This window comes from Arenibacter antarcticus, from assembly GCF_041320605.1.
Lineage (GTDB): Bacteria > Bacteroidota > Bacteroidia > Flavobacteriales > Flavobacteriaceae > Arenibacter > Arenibacter antarcticus.
Genome location: NZ_CP166679.1, coordinates 2,716,394 through 2,733,914 on the forward strand (window position 1 = coordinate 2,716,394; position 17,521 = coordinate 2,733,914).

Here is a 17,521-nt window from a genome sequence, read left to right on the forward strand (position 1 = left end):
ACTCACTACTCACTACTCCAGTTAATTCCCGACCCAATTTTTTAATATTTCCTTTCCCATGGGGGTAAGTACCGATTCTGGATGAAACTGTACGGCGCATACATCGTAGCTGGTATGGCGTAGGGACATTACCTGTCCGTTTTCATCATAGGAAGTAGCAATAAGGACCTCGGGAAGCTTAGGGTCCACTACCCAAGAATGGTAACGACCTACTTCCAGTTCTTTTGGAAGGCCTTTGAATAAAATGTCGTCCTTAACGATATTTATTTTGGTAGCAATACCATGGTATACCTGATCTAAGTTTATTATGCTTCCACCAAATACTTCGGCAATAGCCTGTTGTCCCAGACACACTCCAAAGATACTTTTGGTTGGTGCATATTCTGCGATAATAGCCTTAAGCAATCCGGCTTCATCCGGTATACCAGGGCCTGGTGATAATACAATTTTGTCGAACACCGCCACCTCGTCAAGGGTTATTTGGTCATTTCTTCGTACAACTACCTCGCAATCTAGATCTTCTAGATAATGTACCAAGTTATAGGTAAAGCTATCGTAATTGTCTATAACAAGAATGGCTCCTTTTTGTCCTCCCAAAGCGGGAGAGGAGATTGTATTTTCTTTATTTTGATGTTTATCCATTAGAATTGAATATTGTACTTTTCCTATTGATTTTTTTTATCTTCCATCAGTTCCCATTACTTGTTGGGAATGTGGTTTATATGGACTCTGCTATTTCTAAAGCTTTGGTAAGGGCTCCTAGTTTGTTGTAGGTTTCCTGTAGTTCATTTTCGGGGATGGAGGCAGCCACTAGGCCCGCCCCAGCCTGATAGTGCAATTGATGGTTTTTACTTAAAAAGGTACGGATCATAATAGCATGATTAAAATTGCCGTTAAAATCCATAAAACCGATAGCCCCACCATAATATCCACGGTTTGTCTTTTCGTATTTTTCAATTAGTTGCATGGCCATATGTTTAGGTGCACCACTTAAGGTACCGGCAGGAAACGTGTCAGCCACCACTTTCATAGTGGGGATATGCGCTTTCTTTTGTCCGGTAACTTTAGATACCAGATGGATGACATGAGAGAAGAATTGAACCTCTCTATAATTTTCTACCTGTACCATATTCCCATTTCTACTGAGATCGTTCCGGGCCAGATCAACCAGCATTACGTGCTCGCTATTCTCCTTATCGTCTATTTTTAATTTTTTTGCCAGCTCAGCATCCTGTTCATCGTTTCCAGTTCGTTTAAAGGTGCCGGCAATGGGGTGAATTTCGGCCTTTCCATCCTTTACGATCAATTGGGCTTCGGGCGAACTTCCGAATATTTTAAAATCTCCATAATCAAAATAGAACAAATAGGGCGATGGGTTTATGGATCGTAGGGCGCGATAAACATTAAATTCGTCTCCCTTAAATTCTTGGGAGAATCGCTTTGATAATACCAACTGAAAAACATCCCCTCTATGGCAGTGTTTTTTCGCCAATTCTACCTGCTCCTTATATTCGTCGTCCATTAAGTTAGAAACTGGATCGCCACTCTTACTAAAGTTATAAGAGGCAAAGTTTTTGGCACTGAGGATCTGCTCTATCTCTGCAATATTACTTTCTGATTGGTAACAATGAGCGAAAATATAGGCTTCATTTTTAAAGTGGTTGATGGCCACTATATTACTATATACGGCATAATATATATCCGGGATGGAAATGCTATTGTCTTTTTTGGAGATGGTTATATCCTCAAAATATCGAACGGCATCATAGGCCATATAGCCAAACAATCCATTGTTTATAAACTTGAAGTCATTGTTGGAAGCTTGGAACCGTTGACTGAATTGGTGCAATAGTGCTGGGATATCCGTATCCTTGTTTACGGGTATTTTCTCTGTACTACCATCTGGGAACTGTTGTACCAACAACTCATTCTCTAGGGCGATAGAAGCAATTGGATTACAACAGATATACGAAAAACTATTATCGTTAGCATGGTAGTCGCTACTCTCCAATAAGATGCTGTTGGGAAAACGATCTCTTATTTTTAAATAAACACTTACAGGGGTAATGGTGTCTGCAAGAATCTTCTTATGATGCGAAACTAAAGGGTATTTCATGTTAAATTTTTATTTCTGTCCGTACAAACGGGAATTTTTACTTTTATGATAAACGAAAAAAAGGCCTGTCGTGATGACAAGCCTTTTATATAGTTATACTACAATGATGCTCCTCTCACGATGTTTTTCGTAAGTTGTTCCACCACCAAGTATTTGAAATCGAGTTCTTCATTATAAGCCAAATATAAGAAGGAATTTTAAAAGTACAAACGAAGTGTTACGTAAAAAATAAAAAACCCCACAAATGTGAGGTTTTAAACAATTTAATTTCAGTATTTCTTAGAATTCCAAATCTACCACTAGGTCAAATTCGTCATATATAGTTTTGTCCCCTAAATTGTCGAAGAAACTACCAGACCCAAATTTTACATCGTATAATGAGCGATCTACTTTCATGGTTGCGGTAGCTTTACTCCCGTAAACGGAAAGGTTAAAAGTAATAGGATTGGTCTTCCCTTTTATAGTAAGGTTGCCTATAACCTCATAGGAGTTTTTTCCGGTAGCGGTTACTTTTGTAAAAACTAGATTAGAGGTAGCATGTTTATCTACTCCAAAGAAATCGTCGGATTTTAAGTGATTTTCTAATTTTCCTTTGTATTCCCCCTCTAAGTCGTGAGAAACCAAGGTAGTCATGTCTACTACAAATTCCCCGCCTACTAATTTATCGTCGTTAAAGATCAAGGCGCCTTCCTTTAGGTCTATAACACCATAATGGGAACCAGTAACCTTATACCCTTTCCAGGTTACGGAGCTTTCCGAGGCTTTTACTATTTTCTTGTCGTTTTCAACTGGGTTAGACGCTATTGCAGTGAATCCTGTAACTACGGCCAATACTAATGATAATGTTGTTTTTCTCATAATTCTAATTCTTGTTTAAGGTTTATATTTAATTTATATGTGGGTAATTAACTCTTTTTTAGGCTTTCGCACTTTTTTATTGTGTTGGGTGGTATCTTCTTCAGATCTATACCCTATGGCTACCAATACCGCGGCGTTTAAGCCCTTTTCAGTAAGTCCAAGGATTTCATTTATATCTGGAGCGTCAAACCCTTCCATCGGGCAGCTATCTATTTTAAGATCTGCGGCTGCAGACAATAGATTTCCCAGAGCAAGATATGCTTGTCTAGCGGTCCAAGAAGCCTTTTCAGACTCGGGCAATGTTACCAGTTTAGATTTCATAAAGTCAGCACGACCTCCTAAACTCTCAAGTGGGATATTACGGGTGGCACTAACATTCTCTAAATAATCATCTACTAATTCTTCGCCAAAAGTGGATTGATTTGCTAATATGATAACATGAGATGATTCGGTGATCTGAGCTTGGTCCCATGCAGCAGGTCTTAGTTTTTCCCGCACCTCTTTATCTTCAATAACAAAGATTTCATAAGGCTGTAACCCGTAAGAGGAGGCGCTTAAGGAAATAGCATCCAATAAGCTTTCTAATTTTTCGGGTGAAACTTTTTTGGAGGTATCAAATTTTTTGGTGGCATATCGCCAGTTTAAGGTATCTAAGTAGTTGCTCATCATTAATATATTTGTATGGTATTTTAATCTTTATCTTTAAAACTTGTCCAAGAGCCTGTTTAATTCCTGTAGTTCTTGTAGATTAAAATTTTGGATTATTTTCCTTTCTGCTTCAATAATGTTCTTATCAATTTCTAACAGATCTGCCTCACCTTTAGGGGTAATAGTGATTTCTATTTTCCGTCTATTACTGGGGCAAACTTCTCGGTTTACATAATCCTTTAGAATCAATTTGTCCACAAGTCTGGTTGTGTTGCTCATTTTGGTCACCATTCTATCATTTAACGTGGAAAGATTTGCAGGTTTCCCTTTTTGTCCCCTTAAAATTCTAAGGACGTTAAACTGTTGTAGTGAAACACCGAAGGGTTTAATCGCTTGCCCCATTATGTCATTGATTTTATTTTCCACAAGACTAATGTGAATCAGCGTCCTACTTTCTAAGGGAATTGACTTTTCGGTTTTTATAATTTCCTCTACATCCATGTCTATACAATAATTGTATGTACAAATGTATGTCGTATTCCTTGATCTCCAATTTAGTTTTGTGCTAATTTTGTGTTAAATACGATTTAAGGGTTTTCTGAGGGCTTAAGTTTTTCGGAAAGCTTAGCAAAAATAAGGCTTGGATTTTTTTTAAATATCGTTATTTTTGAAAACTTAAATTAAATGAAATGGCAGATTTATCACAAGAAGAATGGAATGCACAATTGGAAGGCGACCAGAATGCTTTTGTATTGGATGTTAGAACAGCGGAAGAGGTAGAGGAAGGGTATATTCCCAACATGACAAATATTGACATACATCTGGGGCAGGAGTTCATGACTGAGCTGGAAAAATTGGATAAGACCAAGAATTATTATGTGTACTGTAGGTCTGGACAGCGAAGTGGTCAGGCATGTGCCATTATGAACAAATTAGGTTTTAAGAACGCTTATAATTTGCAGGGCGGTATTATGAATTGGGAAGGTGAGATCGTAGAGGAGTAGTGGTCTATCTAGAAATTATTCATTATACGTTATAGTTGTCCAAAGTGTTAAACAACATTATGGGGAGTTTTCCATTCCTATTTTATTGTTGTTTGATGTTGGTTCTAACTTAACCGGTGTATTAAGGGATCAAGCTCAAAAGTTGTGTGTGAATTGAAATAGGAGTTCGATATTTGCAGTAAAACGAACAGCATTGGAATTATCTATCGACCTATTAAAGCTTATACTGCCGGAACTTTTAATAACCCACTTTAAACTAGTTTCCCATAAAACTGAAGATGGTACGCTTCATTTATATTTTGAAGAAAAAGAGGATAGCCCTAAAGAGGAAAAACACCGCATTTTAATAGGTCATGGCTTTCATAAGGAGATCGTCGTCCAGGATTTCCCATTACGGGGAAAATCAGTCTTTCTCCACATTAAGCGCCGCCGTTGGCTGGACAAGGCCACGAGGCAAGCCGTGCAAAGAGATTGGGAGCTGGTGGCACAGGGAACTCGTATGACCGTAGAGTTCGCTGCTTTTTTAAAAGTACTTGGTCAGTACTAAAGCAAATGACTGCCATACCATCGGCCAATTCTATGGGGTAAACGGCAAAAATCTACAACGACAGTTTAGGGATTACCTAAGCGATTTTAAGCAGTGGAAGGAGAAATCCCATGCTAAGCAATGGCTTGTATTCCCCGAAAACATAGGGCCTTACCTGTCCATTGACGAAACAGCGCTTTCCAAGGGAGAACTCTACACCATAATCACCAATAAAAAAGCCAAGGGCAAGAAAGGATCCATAGTAGCCATATTCTCCGGAACCAAGATGGAACCGATTATAAAGCAGCTACTTAAGATACCTCCCAAGAAAAGGGCAAAGGTCAAGGAAATCACCTTGGACATGGCAAACTCCATGAAGACCATCGCTAGCAAATGCTTCCCAAAGGCGATACAGGTAACGGACAGGTTCCATGTGCAAAAGCTGGCTTCGGAGGCCGTTCAGAATATCCGGATCAAACACCGATGGGAGGCCATAGATCAAGAGAACCAACAGATAAAACAGGCAAAGACACAGGGAGAGCAATTCGTTCCAAAAGAATTCAGCAATGGCGATACAAGAAAACAACTCTTGGCCAGAAGCAGGTACCTATTGTATAAAGCTCCTTCCAACTGGACCCAAAACCAATCCGAAAGAAGTAAAATATTGTTTGCCGAATATCCCGACATAAAGGTAGCCTTCGACCTGGTACAGGGGCTCAGGAACATATTCAATACAGCCACTACTATACAAACGGCATATACGAAACTGGCACACTGGCACAAGGACGTAGAGGCTTCGGGCTTTAAAAGCTTCCAAACAGTGGCTAACAGTATCAGCGTTAATTACAGATCTATACTGAACTATTTTATAAATAAAAGTACGAATGCCTCGGCAGAATCATTCAATGCAAAAATTAAAGCGTTCAGGGCACAATTCAGAGGGGTGAAAAATGTAGAATTCTTCCTTTACAGATTAACTACAATTTTTGCATAAACACAACAATTGGTCATGATCCGTATTAAGCCGTCCCCAGAGTCGATCGGTATTACAAAGATAGGATAGCATATTTTCATAGCAGGGTTGGCTATGAAAATATGCTCGAAGTAGTATTTTTCAAAAAAAATTCTTACTTTGGATTATGCGGGAAGATCTTTTGCATTATATCTGGAAGTACCGAAAATTGCAGGTTAGTAATGTCTACACCTCTACCAATGAGCCTATTCGGATTATGGAGGTAGGTGCCCATAATTTATTGGCAGGTCCAGATTTTTTTAATGCCAAAATTGTTATTGGAGAACAACTATGGGCAGGGACGGTGGAAATTCATGTAAAATCCTCCGATTGGTATGCTCATCATCACGAACAAGATCCCAATTATAACAATGTAATTCTTCACGTTGTTTGGGAGGACGATGTAAATGTATATAGAAAAGACAATACTATTATCCCCACCCTAGTCTTGAAAAATTACATTTCTCAAGAAGTTCTGGATACTTATCTTGAATTATTCCAGCAGAATGGAGGCAAGTTTATCAATTGCGGTCACGCCATTGAAAATGTATCCCAATTGATTTGGAGGAATTGGTTAGAGCGACTCTATTTTGAGCGTCTGGAAAACAAGTGGCTATTGGTTTCCCATCTTCTGTTAGAATCCAAGAACGACTGGGAGAAGGTGTTTTTCATAATGTTGGCGAAGGGTTTTGGGCTAAAGATCAATGGTGATGCTTTTTACGAAATTGCAAAACAGTGCGATTTTTCCATGATACGCAAAATTCAAAACGATACCCTGCGTCTGGAAAGTGCATTTTTTGGATTAGCAGGATTTTTGTCCCAAGATATTCAGGGAGATGACTACTATAATAGTCTGAAAAAGGAATTCGAGTTTTTAAGTACCAAATTCCTTATTTCGGAAAGTCAGGTGCAAAAACCTCAATTCTTTCGGTTAAGGCCTTCCAATTTCCCCACCATTAGACTGTCCCAATTGGCCAATTTGTATTTCGTTCAAAGAAATATTTTCAGCAAGATCTTGGCGGCAAAATCTATAGAGGAACTATACCGATTATTTGCGGTCTCGGCTAGTCCTTATTGGGATCGGCATTACACCTTTGGAAAGGAGTCTGGTTCCAGTCCTAAAAAACTGAGTAAAAAATTTATGGATCTACTGATAATAAATACCGTTTTGCCGATTAAAATAGGGTATTCAAAGCATTTTGGAGAAGATATTGGCGAGGAAATTATACAGATTATGTCCGGGGTCAAGGCAGAGAATAATAGTGTAATATCCAATTTTAAAAGCCTTAAGGTTTCCTTCCCTTCTGCTTTGGAAAGTCAGGCTGTGTTACAGCTGTACAATGATTACTGTGTAAAAAATAAATGCCTGCAATGTGTGGTAGGACATGGATTATTGAATGGAAAAGCCTAATTTTAGATCATGAATATTTTTTATAGATTACTTTACTATTTTCAGAAACGGGGCTTTGAAGTATGCAGGCGTATTGCAGAACGTCTAGGGATTAGGACGAGGGTGGTAAGGACTTCTTTTATCTACCTCACTTTTGTAACCCTCGGTTTTGGATTTGCCCTTTACCTATTTATGGCCTTTTGGCTTAGAATAAAGGATCTGGTATATACAAAAAGAACTTCTGTTTTTGACCTTTAAGGAAAATTAGACTTTTTCGTCCCACAAGTTATCTGCTGCTATTTTTTAGGATGTTGGGGTATTGGTTCTTTCCTGATCGTGCCTGAGTAGTTTGGTTTTACTGGACCATCATTAAAGTGACTGCGGTTGGTTTTTTGGTGGTTAGGTCCTGAAAGATTAAATAATTGAATGAAATGCACCCTTTTTATTGAAATATTTTCAAAAGATATATTTTTTTGCATTGATTATTTTTATGATATTGCTAAAATCATGTACTTATAGCCAACTAAAACTTAACCTTTTTATCGAATTATGAAGAAAAACCTAGCTTTTATTATCTCCCTATTTTCTCTTACCGTCTTTTCGCAAGAATTATTAGTAAAGGAAACACTTTTAAATCCCTCAGTAAATATCAATGATGGGGTTATTAAATTAGAAGTGGAAGGAGGTACCCCGCCCTATCAATATAAATGGAGCAACCAAGCAACAGCATTAACCTCTAACCAGGCGGTTGGACTGGTGGAGGGATTGGCCTATACGGTCAAGATTACGGATGCTAAAGGGTTGACCATAACCAAGGAGTATAAGGTGCCATCGGAGGCTATAACTGAAGTGTTTAATGGGGTTATGACCCCGGCTGTTAGTGCATTGGGATCCATTCTTTTTTGGGACCCCTTTGCTGCAATCGGCATTTACGACCCAGTAGTCCATGCAGACGTAAAACTGATAGGAGTACCCAATTGGTCTCCTGAGTTGAAGGATAAGTTTATGTTGAAGAAATGGTTGCTGCCCGAAGGCCATAAAGTGAAAAAGGGAGATAAAATAGCTATTGTGTCTCGTAACAGTGGTGCAGTTGATACCATAATCGCCCCGGTGGCGGGAGAACTCCAGTATCTTGCTAAGGAAGGTAAAGTAGTCTATAATTCTGAAAATATTGAACATGTTATAGAGCAAGGAGCACATTTTTTGGCCAGTATAAAGTATGATGAACCTGTTGCCATTTTACACCCTAATGGAGATGCACAAGAGAAAGCAATCCCATTTATTGTGATCTGGTTGGTTATTGGTGCTTTCTTTTTCACCATTAGAATGGGCTTTATCAATTTTAGGGGGTTTAGGCACTCCCTAGATCTTGCTAGAGGAAAATATGATGATCCCGATGCTCCCGGTCAAGTAACCCATTTTCAAGCATTGGCCACTGCGGTATCAGGTACAGTAGGTCTTGGTAATATTGCGGGGGTTGGGGTTGCTATTTCATTAGGGGGAGCCGGAGCTACCTTTTGGATGATTGTTTGTGGCTTACTGGGAATGTCATCAAAATTTGTAGAATGTACCTTAGGAGTAAAATATAGAGATATTCTTCCTGACGGAAGGGTTTTTGGTGGACCTATGAACTATTTGAGATATGGTCTGGAAAAGAGGAATATGAAGGGGTTAGGGAAGGTGTTGGCAGGATTATTTGCTGTATTGGCGGTTGGAGCCTCCTTTGGTGGAGGTAATATGTTTCAGGCCAATCAGTCCTTTGAGCAGCTTTCAGGGCAATTTCCCGCCTTACAGGGGATGGGGTTTTGGTTCGGAATTATTACTGCGATATTGGTAGGGGTAGTGATTATTGGAGGTATTAGTAGTATAGCCAAGGTGACCGGTAAAGTTGTGCCTATTATGGCATCTATCTATATTGTAGCAGCTATGGCCGTTATCATAATGAATATAGAAAATATAGGTCCGGCATTTACTGCCATTTTTGATGGGGCATTTAGTCCCAGTGCTCTAAAAGGTGGGGTGATCGGAGTGTTGATAGTTGGATTCCAAAGAGCTGCTTTCTCGAATGAGGCAGGAGTGGGGTCCGCTGCAATTGCTCATAGTACGGCCAAGACAAATCATCCTCCTTCAGAAGGGTTTGTTGCGCTATTGGAACCGTTTATAGATACTGTGGTTGTTTGTACCTTGACCGCGTTGGTGTTAATTTTTACAGGTATGCACGAAGTGGGCGGCTTAGGTGGCGCACAGTTGACCTCTGATGCCTTTGCAAGTCAAATCTCATGGTTCCCCTATGTGTTGGCCCTCGCAGTATTCCTGTTTGCTTTTTCAACTATGATATCCTGGTCGTATTACGGGATGAGGGCGTGGACCTATCTTTTTGGGAAAAGCAAAAAGGTGGAGTTTGTGTATAAAATGTTGTTCTTAGTTTTTGTGGTTATCGGGGCTTCCGTTAGTTTGGGGGCTGTGTTGGACTTTTCCGACATGATGATCTTGGCAATGTCGTTTCCTAATATAATAGGCTTATACATTATGTCCGGAGAGGTGAAAACTGATCTTAAGGGCTATTTAATTAAACTGAAGTCGAACCAATTGTACAAAAAGCAAAAGGCCTAGGTTATATAATTCAAAAATAGTTGTGATTCTTATCGATAATTCCGCCTAATCCTGCATTAAATGCAATGTGTTGGGCGGAATTATATATTAAAGGTGGTATAAATGTATTTTTTCCCGAACTTGCGCCACTTAATAAAATTACCCATTAATAAGATTAGGTAAAAGATGGCAAAATCAACGGAATCTTGGGGCTCGCGTGTGGGGCTTATTTTGGCAATGGCCGGGAACGCAGTAGGATTGGGGAATTTTTTAAGATTTCCTATTCAAGCTGTTGAAAATGGGGGAGGGGCATTTATTATTCCGTATTTGGTCTGTTTTTTATTAATGGGAATTCCCTTATTGTTTATAGAGTGGTCCTCCGGTCGTTATGGCGGTAGGTTTGGAAATCATAGTACTCCGTATATTTTGGATTCTATGGTAAAAGGGAGGGCACTTAAGTATATTGGAGTGTTTGGTATTTTCACCAATTTAGCCATAGTGGCCTATTATTCCTATATAGAGTCGTGGACCATGTCCTACGTTTATCATTCTTTAAAAGGGACTTTTTCTGGGATGTCTCAGGGGGAAGTCGCAGGTTTTTTCAATTCCTATGTAGATGTAACACATAGTACCACTGGTATTCCTTACGAAGCGGTTGTTTTCTTTGTGCTCTGTCTGGCCTTCAATACTTTTATATTATCTAAAGGTATCCGAGGGGTAGAGAAAGTCGCGAAAATTGGTATGCCATTACTGATTCTTTTTGGAATACTTTTAGCAATACGGGGATATACCTTAGGTACTAGCGGGGCATCAGATCTTTTCCCAAATGCCAACGCTTGGGATGGATTAAATTTTTTATGGACACCTCAATATGATTCCTTGCTCAACCCAAAAGTGTGGTTGGCAGCGGCCGGACAAATATTCTTTACCCTATCCGTTGGCCTGGGGACCATTCATTGCTATGCTTCCTATGTTAGGAGTAAGGACGATATAGCCCTCAACTCGGTCACTGCAGGCTTTATGAACGGATTTGTTGAGGTGGTTATTGGAAGTGCTATCGTTATACCGATCGCTGCAGGTTATTTAGGGTTAGATTGGGTGATGAACAATGCAGGATTTGGAATGGCTTTTCAGACCATGCCGTATTTATTTCAACAATGGGGACCTGTCCTCGCGGCGGTTGCAGGAGTTATGTGGTTTGGATTATTGTTCTTTTCCGGAATTACCAGTTCCTTGGCAATGGGGACTCCTTGGCTGGGCTTTATGAGAGACGAATTTGGATGGAGCAATACAAAAGGGGCGTGGTCTTTTGGAGTAATGGCACTGATACTGGGTTTGCCGACGGTCTTTTTTTATCAGGAAGGAGTATTTGATGATTATGATTATTGGGCCGGGACCGTGAGTTTGGTGTTCTTTGCATTTTTTGAAGTTATTTTGTACTCCTGGGTATTTGGGATCGATAAGGGTTGGCGTGAAATTAACCTAGGTGCCGATATTAAAGTGCCAACCATCTATAAATACGTTATCAAGTATGTCACACCCCTGTTGTTGGGGTGGGTCTTCTTTGCTAGTATTCCAAGCATGTTCGATAAATTAACCCATCAGGATACCTTCAATAGATCTTCCTTTGCCGATGTTTATTATGCAGAGAATTTTGACAGGACTGGAACTGCAATTGGTACCGTGGAGGAAGTTGGTGCTCGCTATATTAAATTTTCCTTTGAAAACACTCGAAAAAGGTTCGATAAGGATAGTAATATGGCATTGTACGAAGAATTTATCGACGCTAAAGAGTATGCCTTTTCCGAGGACCAAAAAGCAACAGTTGTTGTAGGGGATCAAATTAAACCTGGTGATGTTATTGCTGAGGGCAATTTTATAAATAATGTCTTTTATAAAAATATTGGTAGGTCAATTTTGGTCTGCTTGTTTTTATTTATTTCATTATTAGTATATTTAGCCTATAATAAAAGATTAAAAGAAGGGAGGGCTACATTATGAATTCATCCGCATTGACTATTATGATATTAGCGCAGGGAGTCTTTTTTTTCTTTGCGATATATTTTTTTTATAAGGTATTGACAACGCCTCCCAAGCAAGAGCCGGATTCCTATTCGGAGAATGATGATATTGTGCGTAGGCAAAACGATTAAGTTGTGAGCAGAAAATCAATAAAATCCCATTTCAGTTTTAATAAACAAGAACGAAATGGGATTTTCTTTTTGTTATTTATCATACTTTTTCTACAATTGTTGTATTATGTTTGGGCTACTAATTCTCCAACGCTTCACCAGCCACAACTAAAGTTTGATCCCGAAGTTCAGTGGAGAATGGAGCAGCTTAAGATAGCGTTTACTCAGCAGGATTCGGTAGTCATTTACGACTTTAACCCCAACTTCATTACAGATTATAAAGGATATGTATTGGGAATGTCGCCTATCGAAATAGATAGGCTGCACAGCTTTAGAGCCGAAAGGAAATTTGTGAATTCCACCCAAGAATTCCAAGAGGTAACCTTGGTCTCGGATTCATTATTAAAAGTATTGTCGCCCTATTTTAAATTTCCCGATTGGACACAAAAGCCCAAACGAACAATAAATAATAAAGAGAGACAATCTTCAGAAAATAAGTTAGAAGGCGCAATATATGTTGGTGGAAAGGAGGTTAAAGTGCCTAAAGTGGGTTTGGAGTTTAAGAATATTAACCTAGCAACAGCGGCAGATTTAAGGACAATTTCAGGGGTTGGTGAAATATTGTCTAACCGTGTTATAAAATTTAGGGATCGCCTTGGAGGATTTGTAGTGGAAGAACAATTGGAGCATGTTTATGGTTTGGAAAAGGAGGTTGTCTTAAAGGTGTGGGAGCGGTTTAGGATTGTGGATGCACCGAGGATAGTCAAGATAAATATAAATGATGCCTCTGCTGCAGAATTGGTGAAACTAGTGTATATAAATTATAAGTTGGCCAATAGGATAGTTGCTTTTAGGGAGTTTAATGGGGTCATTTCTTCATTCGAGGAATTGTTAGATTTAGAGGATTTCCCTTCCGAAAAAATAGATATAATTCAGTTATATTTGCAATTATAAAATAGTAACAGCAAATACAATGGTAATTGATACCCCTAGTTCAATGAGTTTTGATTATTCGGAAACACAAAAAATGGTGGCTACCTCTGCAATGGAGTTCGCTGAACAGTACATACGACCTTTTGTAATGGAATGGGACGAGGCGCAAACCTTCCCGGTAGAAGTTTTCAAAAAGGCTGGGGAGATGGGCTTTATGGGTGTGTTGGTTCCAGTAGAGTTGGGGGGCTCTGGCTTAGGTTATCATGAATATATAAGTATTATTGAGGAGATCTCTAAAGTTGATCCTTCCATTGGTCTTTCAGTTGCCGCACATAATTCTTTGTGCACTAATCATATTCTAACCTTTGGAAGCGAAGAGCAAAAACAAAGATGGATTCCTAAATTAGCTACTGCTGAATGGATCGGTGCTTGGGGTTTAACCGAGCATAATACGGGTTCTGATGCGGGTGGAATGAATACTACAGCGGTAAAAGAAGGAGATTCTTGGGTGATTAGCGGAGCCAAGAATTTTATTACCCACGGAAAAAGTGGGGATATAGCAGTGGTTATAGTGAGAACTGGTGAAAAAGGGGATAGCCGTGGAATGACCGCCTTTGTTATTGAAAAAGGCACGGTGGGATTTTCTAGCGGTAAAAAGGAAAATAAATTGGGGATGCGGGCAAGTGAAACGGCCGAATTGATCTTTGATAATTGTAAAATTCCAGATGCCAATAGATTGGGAGAGGTAGGAGAGGGATTTGTTCAGTCTATGAAAATATTGGATGGTGGAAGAATTTCGATCGGGGCATTGTCACTTGGTATCGCCAAAGGGGCTTATGAGGCTGCCTTAAAATATTCTAAGGAAAGGGTTCAGTTTGGAAAACCAATCAGTCAATTTCAAGGAATTTCCTTTAAATTGGCAGATATGGCAACGGAAATTGAAGCTGCAGAGTTGTTGCTTCATAAATCAGCATTTCTTAAAAATGAGGGTCGTAATGTTACTAAATTGGGAGCTATGGCAAAAATGTTTGCTTCTGAAGTCTGTGTAAGAGCTGCGAATGAAGCAGTCCAAATTCACGGTGGATATGGGTATACCAAAGATTATCCAGTGGAAAAATTTTACCGAGATTCCAAGCTGTGTACTATTGGAGAAGGTACTACCGAGATCCAAAAGATTGTAATCGCAAGAAATATTTTAAAGTAAGTTTGCCTTTCCTTCCAGATCTCACAAAATCTTGTTAATCGACTTCCATTTTATGGGGTGTCACCTGTGGGGAGTGTAAAACTATATTTGATTTGGTTACAAGGCCTAATTCTACTATTATATCATTATGAGCATTAATTGGATACTATTGATCCTTGGTGGATTGTTTGAGACCGGGTTTGCTATAAGTTTAGGGAAGGCGCAACAGACAACGGGCAAGGAGATGTGGCTGTGGTTGGTGGCCTTTGCCATTTGCGTGTGTATTAGTATGTATCTTCTTTTTAAGGCTATGGGGGGTGAAAGAGCTATTCCTGTAGGTACCGCTTATGCTGTCTGGGGTGCTATTGGGGCAATTGGAACCATCATTGCCGGTATCCTCCTATTTAAAGAACCAGCTACTTTTTGGCGGCTATTCTTTCTCTCTACGCTTGTTATTTCAGTAATCGGGTTGCAGGTAGTTAGTAGTAATGCTTAAGTTAAGGGTTGGTTAATTTCAATTAGAAGTGTTTTTCCTGTAATTTTTAAATGGCGTAATATTCTACGGGCTAAGTCTTTAGTGGGTTTGGTAGTGTAGGGGGTTTGAAGAGTTTGAAAAATATTCTGAAATAATTATTTGATTTTCATTATTAAGGCATATATTTGCAGCCTTAATCACAAAAGAGAGGAGGTTATCGCCCATGTTAATTATACCAATAAAAGAAGGAGAGAATATAGATAGAGCTTTAAAGCGTTTTAAGCGAAAGTTCGATAAAACAGGTACAATGCGTCAGTTGAGAAAACGTCAGCAGTTTACTAAGCCGTCTGTGTTGAATAGAGCACAAAGACAGAAAGCTCAGTATATTCAAGGTTTAAGAGATCAAGAAGAAATCTAGATCCTAATACCGTACTTAGTAAAAATTTAAACGTCTTACCGTAACGGTAAGACGTTTTCTTGTTTTGTAGATTTTACTTATCATTTATGGGGTGTTGAAAAAGCTTGATCTAGAGGTTTTTCTAAGTTATACTTTTGTAACTTTGGATTATGTCCATAGCATCCTTTATATCTTATTTGTCCCTGGAGAAAAATTACTCTCCCCATACGGTTCTCGCCTATGAGAAGGATATTCTTGATTTTAAAGATTTCTCAACACTTCAATTTGGTTTAACTGATATTGATGAGGCTTCCTATGGATTAATAAGAACTTGGATCATATCGTTGGTGGAATCTGGTATTTCTAATAGGTCGGTCAACCGGAAGGTGGCTTCCTTAAAAGCGTATTACAAGTTTCTTTTAGGATTGGAGAAATTAACTATTAATCCCTTGGCAAAGCACAAGGCTTTAAAAATTCCCAAAAAAGTTGAAGTGCCATTTTCTGAATTGGAAATGGAACGGGTGTTGGGGCAGGTGAACTACGGGAATACGTTTAAGGGAAAGCGGGATAAGTTGATAATAGAATTGTTGTATGCCACAGGAATCAGGAGGGCGGAGCTAATCAATCTGAAGATGAAGGATGTTGACTTGGACGGGAACACTATTAAAGTGCTGGGAAAGAGAAGCAAGGAGCGAATAGTGCCGCTTCTGGAGTTGGTGAAACAATCGTTTCTGGAGTATGAGGTAGTGCGTAATGAGTTAAATGCAATTCAAGATGAGGCGTATGTTTTTCTTTCTTCCAAGGGGAATAAAATATACGAAACGCTTGTTTATAGAGTTATAAATAGGTATTTTAGTGAGGTGTCTACGAAGGTAAAAAAAAGTCCGCATATTTTGCGACACACCTTTGCGACGCATTTATTAAACAAAGGAGCGGATTTAAATGCTGTCAAAGAATTGTTGGGTCATTCTAGTCTGGCTTCTACTCAGGTTTATATCCACAATAGTATAGCGGAATTGAAAAAAGTTCATTTCAGTGCTCATCCTAGGAATAAGAAATTGTAGTATAGTATGTATTGTATTGTTTAACTCTAAAAAATTTTATTGTATGAAAGTAAACACGCAATCGGTAAATTTTACAGCTGATGGTAAACTAATTGATTTTGTTCAGTCCAGATTAAATAAAATGGAACAGTTTTATGATAAGGTAATTAGTTCGGATGTGTATCTTAAGGTGGAGAACACAAGTGCAAAGGAAAATAAAATCGTGGAAATCAAGGTATTGGTTCCTCGAGATAAGTTTGTAGTAAAGAAACAATGCAAGTCTTTTGAAGAGGCGATCGATACCGCTTGTAGTTCGCTGGAGCGACAATTGGTGAAGCGAAAGGAAAAAATACGGCTAAACGCATAAAGTTTTTTTAAAAAATGTTTTGATTAGAAAAATAAATATCTACATTTGCAGTCCGTTAGAAATAGCGGACTTTTTTTTGACAGAATAAGTAGTTAGTGCCGATGTAGCTCAGTTGGCTAGAGCAGCTGATTTGTAATCAGCAGGTCGTGGGTTCGAGTCCCTCCATCGGCTCAAGTGAAAACAAAAATTATTATTATTTTTGTTGAAATTTTGAAAAGGGTTTGAAAAGCGTCCGGGACGAGAAGTTTGTTTCGAATGTAGTTGAAGGGAAGCCTTCTATCGGCTCAAGGTAAATTAAAGTAAATTTAGTTTGCTTACGTTCATTAAAGTATTAGTTAAAAAACATTGGGGAGATACTCAAGCGGCCAACGAGGGCAGACTGTAAATCTGCTGACTACGTCTTCGCAGGTTCGAATCCTGCTCTCCCCACCATATTTTTGCAATAAAAAGCAGAATATATTTTTGAAATGATGAAATAAATTTTTAGGTTTGCCTAAAAATTGCAATGCGGGAGTAGCTCAGTTGGTAGAGCGTCAGCCTTCCAAGCTGAATGTCGCCGGTTCGAACCCGGTCTCCCGCTCAAAATTTTAACGCAAAAGGCTCCTTAATATGGGGCTTTGTGCGATTAGGATTGATTTGACTTGAATTTGGTTATTCAGTCATAGACAAAGTTAGAGATGACTTTGTCTGAGTTCATTTAACTTTGGGTTGAAGGCGTTATGAGAAGTTGGGGTTTAGCTCGACTTTGAAAAATATTAAAAGCCGGTGTAGCTCAGGGGTAGAGCGTTTCCTTGGTAAGGAAGAGGTCATGAGTTCAAATCTCATCATTGGCTCAATTAAGGCAT

At 39.0% G+C, this 17,521-nt stretch carries 19 protein-coding genes and 4 tRNA genes; 17 read left to right on the forward strand and 6 right to left on the reverse strand.

The features are described from left to right. Positions 1-21: 21 nt before the first annotated feature. The 5 genes from KCTC52924_RS11145 to KCTC52924_RS11165 form a co-directional block, all read right to left on the reverse strand. A complete protein-coding gene (locus KCTC52924_RS11145) occupies positions 22-642 on the reverse strand; it encodes an aminodeoxychorismate/anthranilate synthase component II (RefSeq protein WP_251809282.1) in 621 nt (206 codons plus the stop codon). Positions 643-718: 76 nt separating this feature from the next. Beyond that, positions 719-2,116, reverse strand: coding sequence for an anthranilate synthase component I family protein (locus tag KCTC52924_RS11150; RefSeq protein WP_251809283.1), 1,398 nt, complete (start codon positions 2,114-2,116; stop codon positions 719-721). Between the two features lie 279 nt (positions 2,117-2,395). Then, complete coding sequence (locus tag KCTC52924_RS11155; RefSeq protein WP_251809284.1) at positions 2,396-2,974, reverse strand: YceI family protein; 579 nt, start codon at positions 2,972-2,974, stop codon at positions 2,396-2,398. Between the two features lie 33 nt (positions 2,975-3,007). After that, positions 3,008-3,643 (reverse strand): NAD(P)H-dependent oxidoreductase, encoded by a 636-nt coding sequence (locus tag KCTC52924_RS11160; protein ID WP_353057512.1) that lies wholly within the window; start codon positions 3,641-3,643, stop codon positions 3,008-3,010. Positions 3,644-3,676: 33 nt separating this feature from the next. Beyond that, the gene (locus KCTC52924_RS11165) at positions 3,677-4,123 is read right to left on the reverse strand and encodes a MarR family winged helix-turn-helix transcriptional regulator (RefSeq protein WP_251809285.1); all 447 of its coding nucleotides are present in this window, start codon (positions 4,121-4,123) and stop codon (positions 3,677-3,679) included. A gap of 188 nt (positions 4,124-4,311) precedes the next feature. On the opposite strand from KCTC52924_RS11165, the gene KCTC52924_RS11170 reads away from it, so the two are divergent. The 5 genes from KCTC52924_RS11170 (at position 4,312) to KCTC52924_RS11190 (ending at position 7,812) form a co-directional block, all read left to right on the forward strand. Beyond that, positions 4,312-4,626, forward strand: coding sequence for a rhodanese-like domain-containing protein (locus tag KCTC52924_RS11170; protein ID WP_251809286.1), 315 nt, complete (start codon positions 4,312-4,314; stop codon positions 4,624-4,626). A gap of 193 nt (positions 4,627-4,819) precedes the next feature. Further along, positions 4,820-5,173 carry a transposase gene (locus tag KCTC52924_RS11175; RefSeq protein ID WP_251809287.1) on the forward strand — a complete coding sequence of 118 codons (354 nt, stop codon included), beginning with the start codon at positions 4,820-4,822 and terminating at the stop codon, positions 5,171-5,173. Continuing rightward, positions 5,160-6,146 (forward strand): transposase, encoded by a 987-nt coding sequence (locus KCTC52924_RS11180; protein WP_251809288.1) that lies wholly within the window; start codon positions 5,160-5,162, stop codon positions 6,144-6,146. Before KCTC52924_RS11175 ends, KCTC52924_RS11180 begins: the two co-directional genes overlap by 14 nt. A gap of 145 nt (positions 6,147-6,291) precedes the next feature. Then, the gene (locus KCTC52924_RS11185) at positions 6,292-7,575 is read left to right on the forward strand and encodes a DUF2851 family protein (RefSeq protein WP_251809289.1); all 1,284 of its coding nucleotides are present in this window, start codon (positions 6,292-6,294) and stop codon (positions 7,573-7,575) included. A gap of 9 nt (positions 7,576-7,584) precedes the next feature. Next, on the forward strand, positions 7,585-7,812 hold the full coding sequence (locus tag KCTC52924_RS11190; RefSeq protein ID WP_251809290.1) for a PspC domain-containing protein: 228 nt from the start codon (positions 7,585-7,587) through the stop codon (positions 7,810-7,812). Positions 7,813-7,850: 38 nt separating this feature from the next. Here KCTC52924_RS11190 and KCTC52924_RS11195 read toward each other — a convergent pair whose 3' ends face one another. Beyond that, positions 7,851-8,033, reverse strand: a complete 183-nt coding sequence (locus KCTC52924_RS11195) for a hypothetical protein (RefSeq protein WP_251809291.1) — start codon at positions 8,031-8,033, stop codon at positions 7,851-7,853. 70 nt (positions 8,034-8,103) lie between these two features. Here KCTC52924_RS11195 and KCTC52924_RS11200 point away from each other — a divergent pair, with 70 nt between their 5' ends. The 12 genes from KCTC52924_RS11200 (at position 8,104) to KCTC52924_RS11255 (ending at position 17,509) form a co-directional block, all read left to right on the forward strand. Beyond that, positions 8,104-10,167, forward strand: a complete 2,064-nt coding sequence (locus KCTC52924_RS11200; protein WP_251809292.1) for an amino acid carrier protein — start codon at positions 8,104-8,106, stop codon at positions 10,165-10,167. A 165-nt stretch (positions 10,168-10,332) separates the two neighbouring features. Then, positions 10,333-12,147: a sodium-dependent transporter gene (locus KCTC52924_RS11205; RefSeq protein ID WP_251809293.1), complete on the forward strand. Its 1,815-nt coding sequence runs from the start codon at positions 10,333-10,335 to the stop codon at positions 12,145-12,147. Positions 12,148-12,302: 155 nt separating this feature from the next. After that, positions 12,303-13,232 (forward strand): helix-hairpin-helix domain-containing protein, encoded by a 930-nt coding sequence (locus KCTC52924_RS11210; RefSeq protein ID WP_251809294.1) that lies wholly within the window; start codon positions 12,303-12,305, stop codon positions 13,230-13,232. A 43-nt stretch (positions 13,233-13,275) separates the two neighbouring features. After that, positions 13,276-14,415 carry an acyl-CoA dehydrogenase family protein gene (locus KCTC52924_RS11215; RefSeq protein ID WP_251809295.1) on the forward strand — a complete coding sequence of 380 codons (1,140 nt, stop codon included), beginning with the start codon at positions 13,276-13,278 and terminating at the stop codon, positions 14,413-14,415. Between the two features lie 133 nt (positions 14,416-14,548). Then, a complete protein-coding gene (locus tag KCTC52924_RS11220; RefSeq protein WP_251809312.1) occupies positions 14,549-14,890 on the forward strand; it encodes a multidrug efflux SMR transporter in 342 nt (113 codons plus the stop codon). A 202-nt stretch (positions 14,891-15,092) separates the two neighbouring features. Continuing rightward, positions 15,093-15,287, forward strand: coding sequence for a 30S ribosomal protein S21 (gene rpsU / locus KCTC52924_RS11225; protein ID WP_251809296.1), 195 nt, complete (start codon positions 15,093-15,095; stop codon positions 15,285-15,287). 149 nt (positions 15,288-15,436) lie between these two features. Further along, the gene (locus tag KCTC52924_RS11230) at positions 15,437-16,330 is read left to right on the forward strand and encodes a tyrosine-type recombinase/integrase (RefSeq protein WP_251809297.1); all 894 of its coding nucleotides are present in this window, start codon (positions 15,437-15,439) and stop codon (positions 16,328-16,330) included. A 43-nt stretch (positions 16,331-16,373) separates the two neighbouring features. Beyond that, entirely contained in the window at positions 16,374-16,676 is a 303-nt protein-coding gene (gene hpf, locus KCTC52924_RS11235) for a ribosome hibernation-promoting factor, HPF/YfiA family (protein ID WP_251809298.1), read from the forward strand. A gap of 97 nt (positions 16,677-16,773) precedes the next feature. After that, positions 16,774-16,847 (forward strand) — tRNA-Thr (locus KCTC52924_RS11240). A gap of 176 nt (positions 16,848-17,023) precedes the next feature. Further along, positions 17,024-17,108 (forward strand) — tRNA-Tyr (locus tag KCTC52924_RS11245). Between the two features lie 75 nt (positions 17,109-17,183). After that, positions 17,184-17,256 (forward strand) — tRNA-Gly (locus KCTC52924_RS11250). Positions 17,257-17,437: 181 nt separating this feature from the next. Beyond that, positions 17,438-17,509, forward strand: a tRNA-Thr gene (locus KCTC52924_RS11255). Positions 17,510-17,521 lie beyond the last annotated feature (12 nt).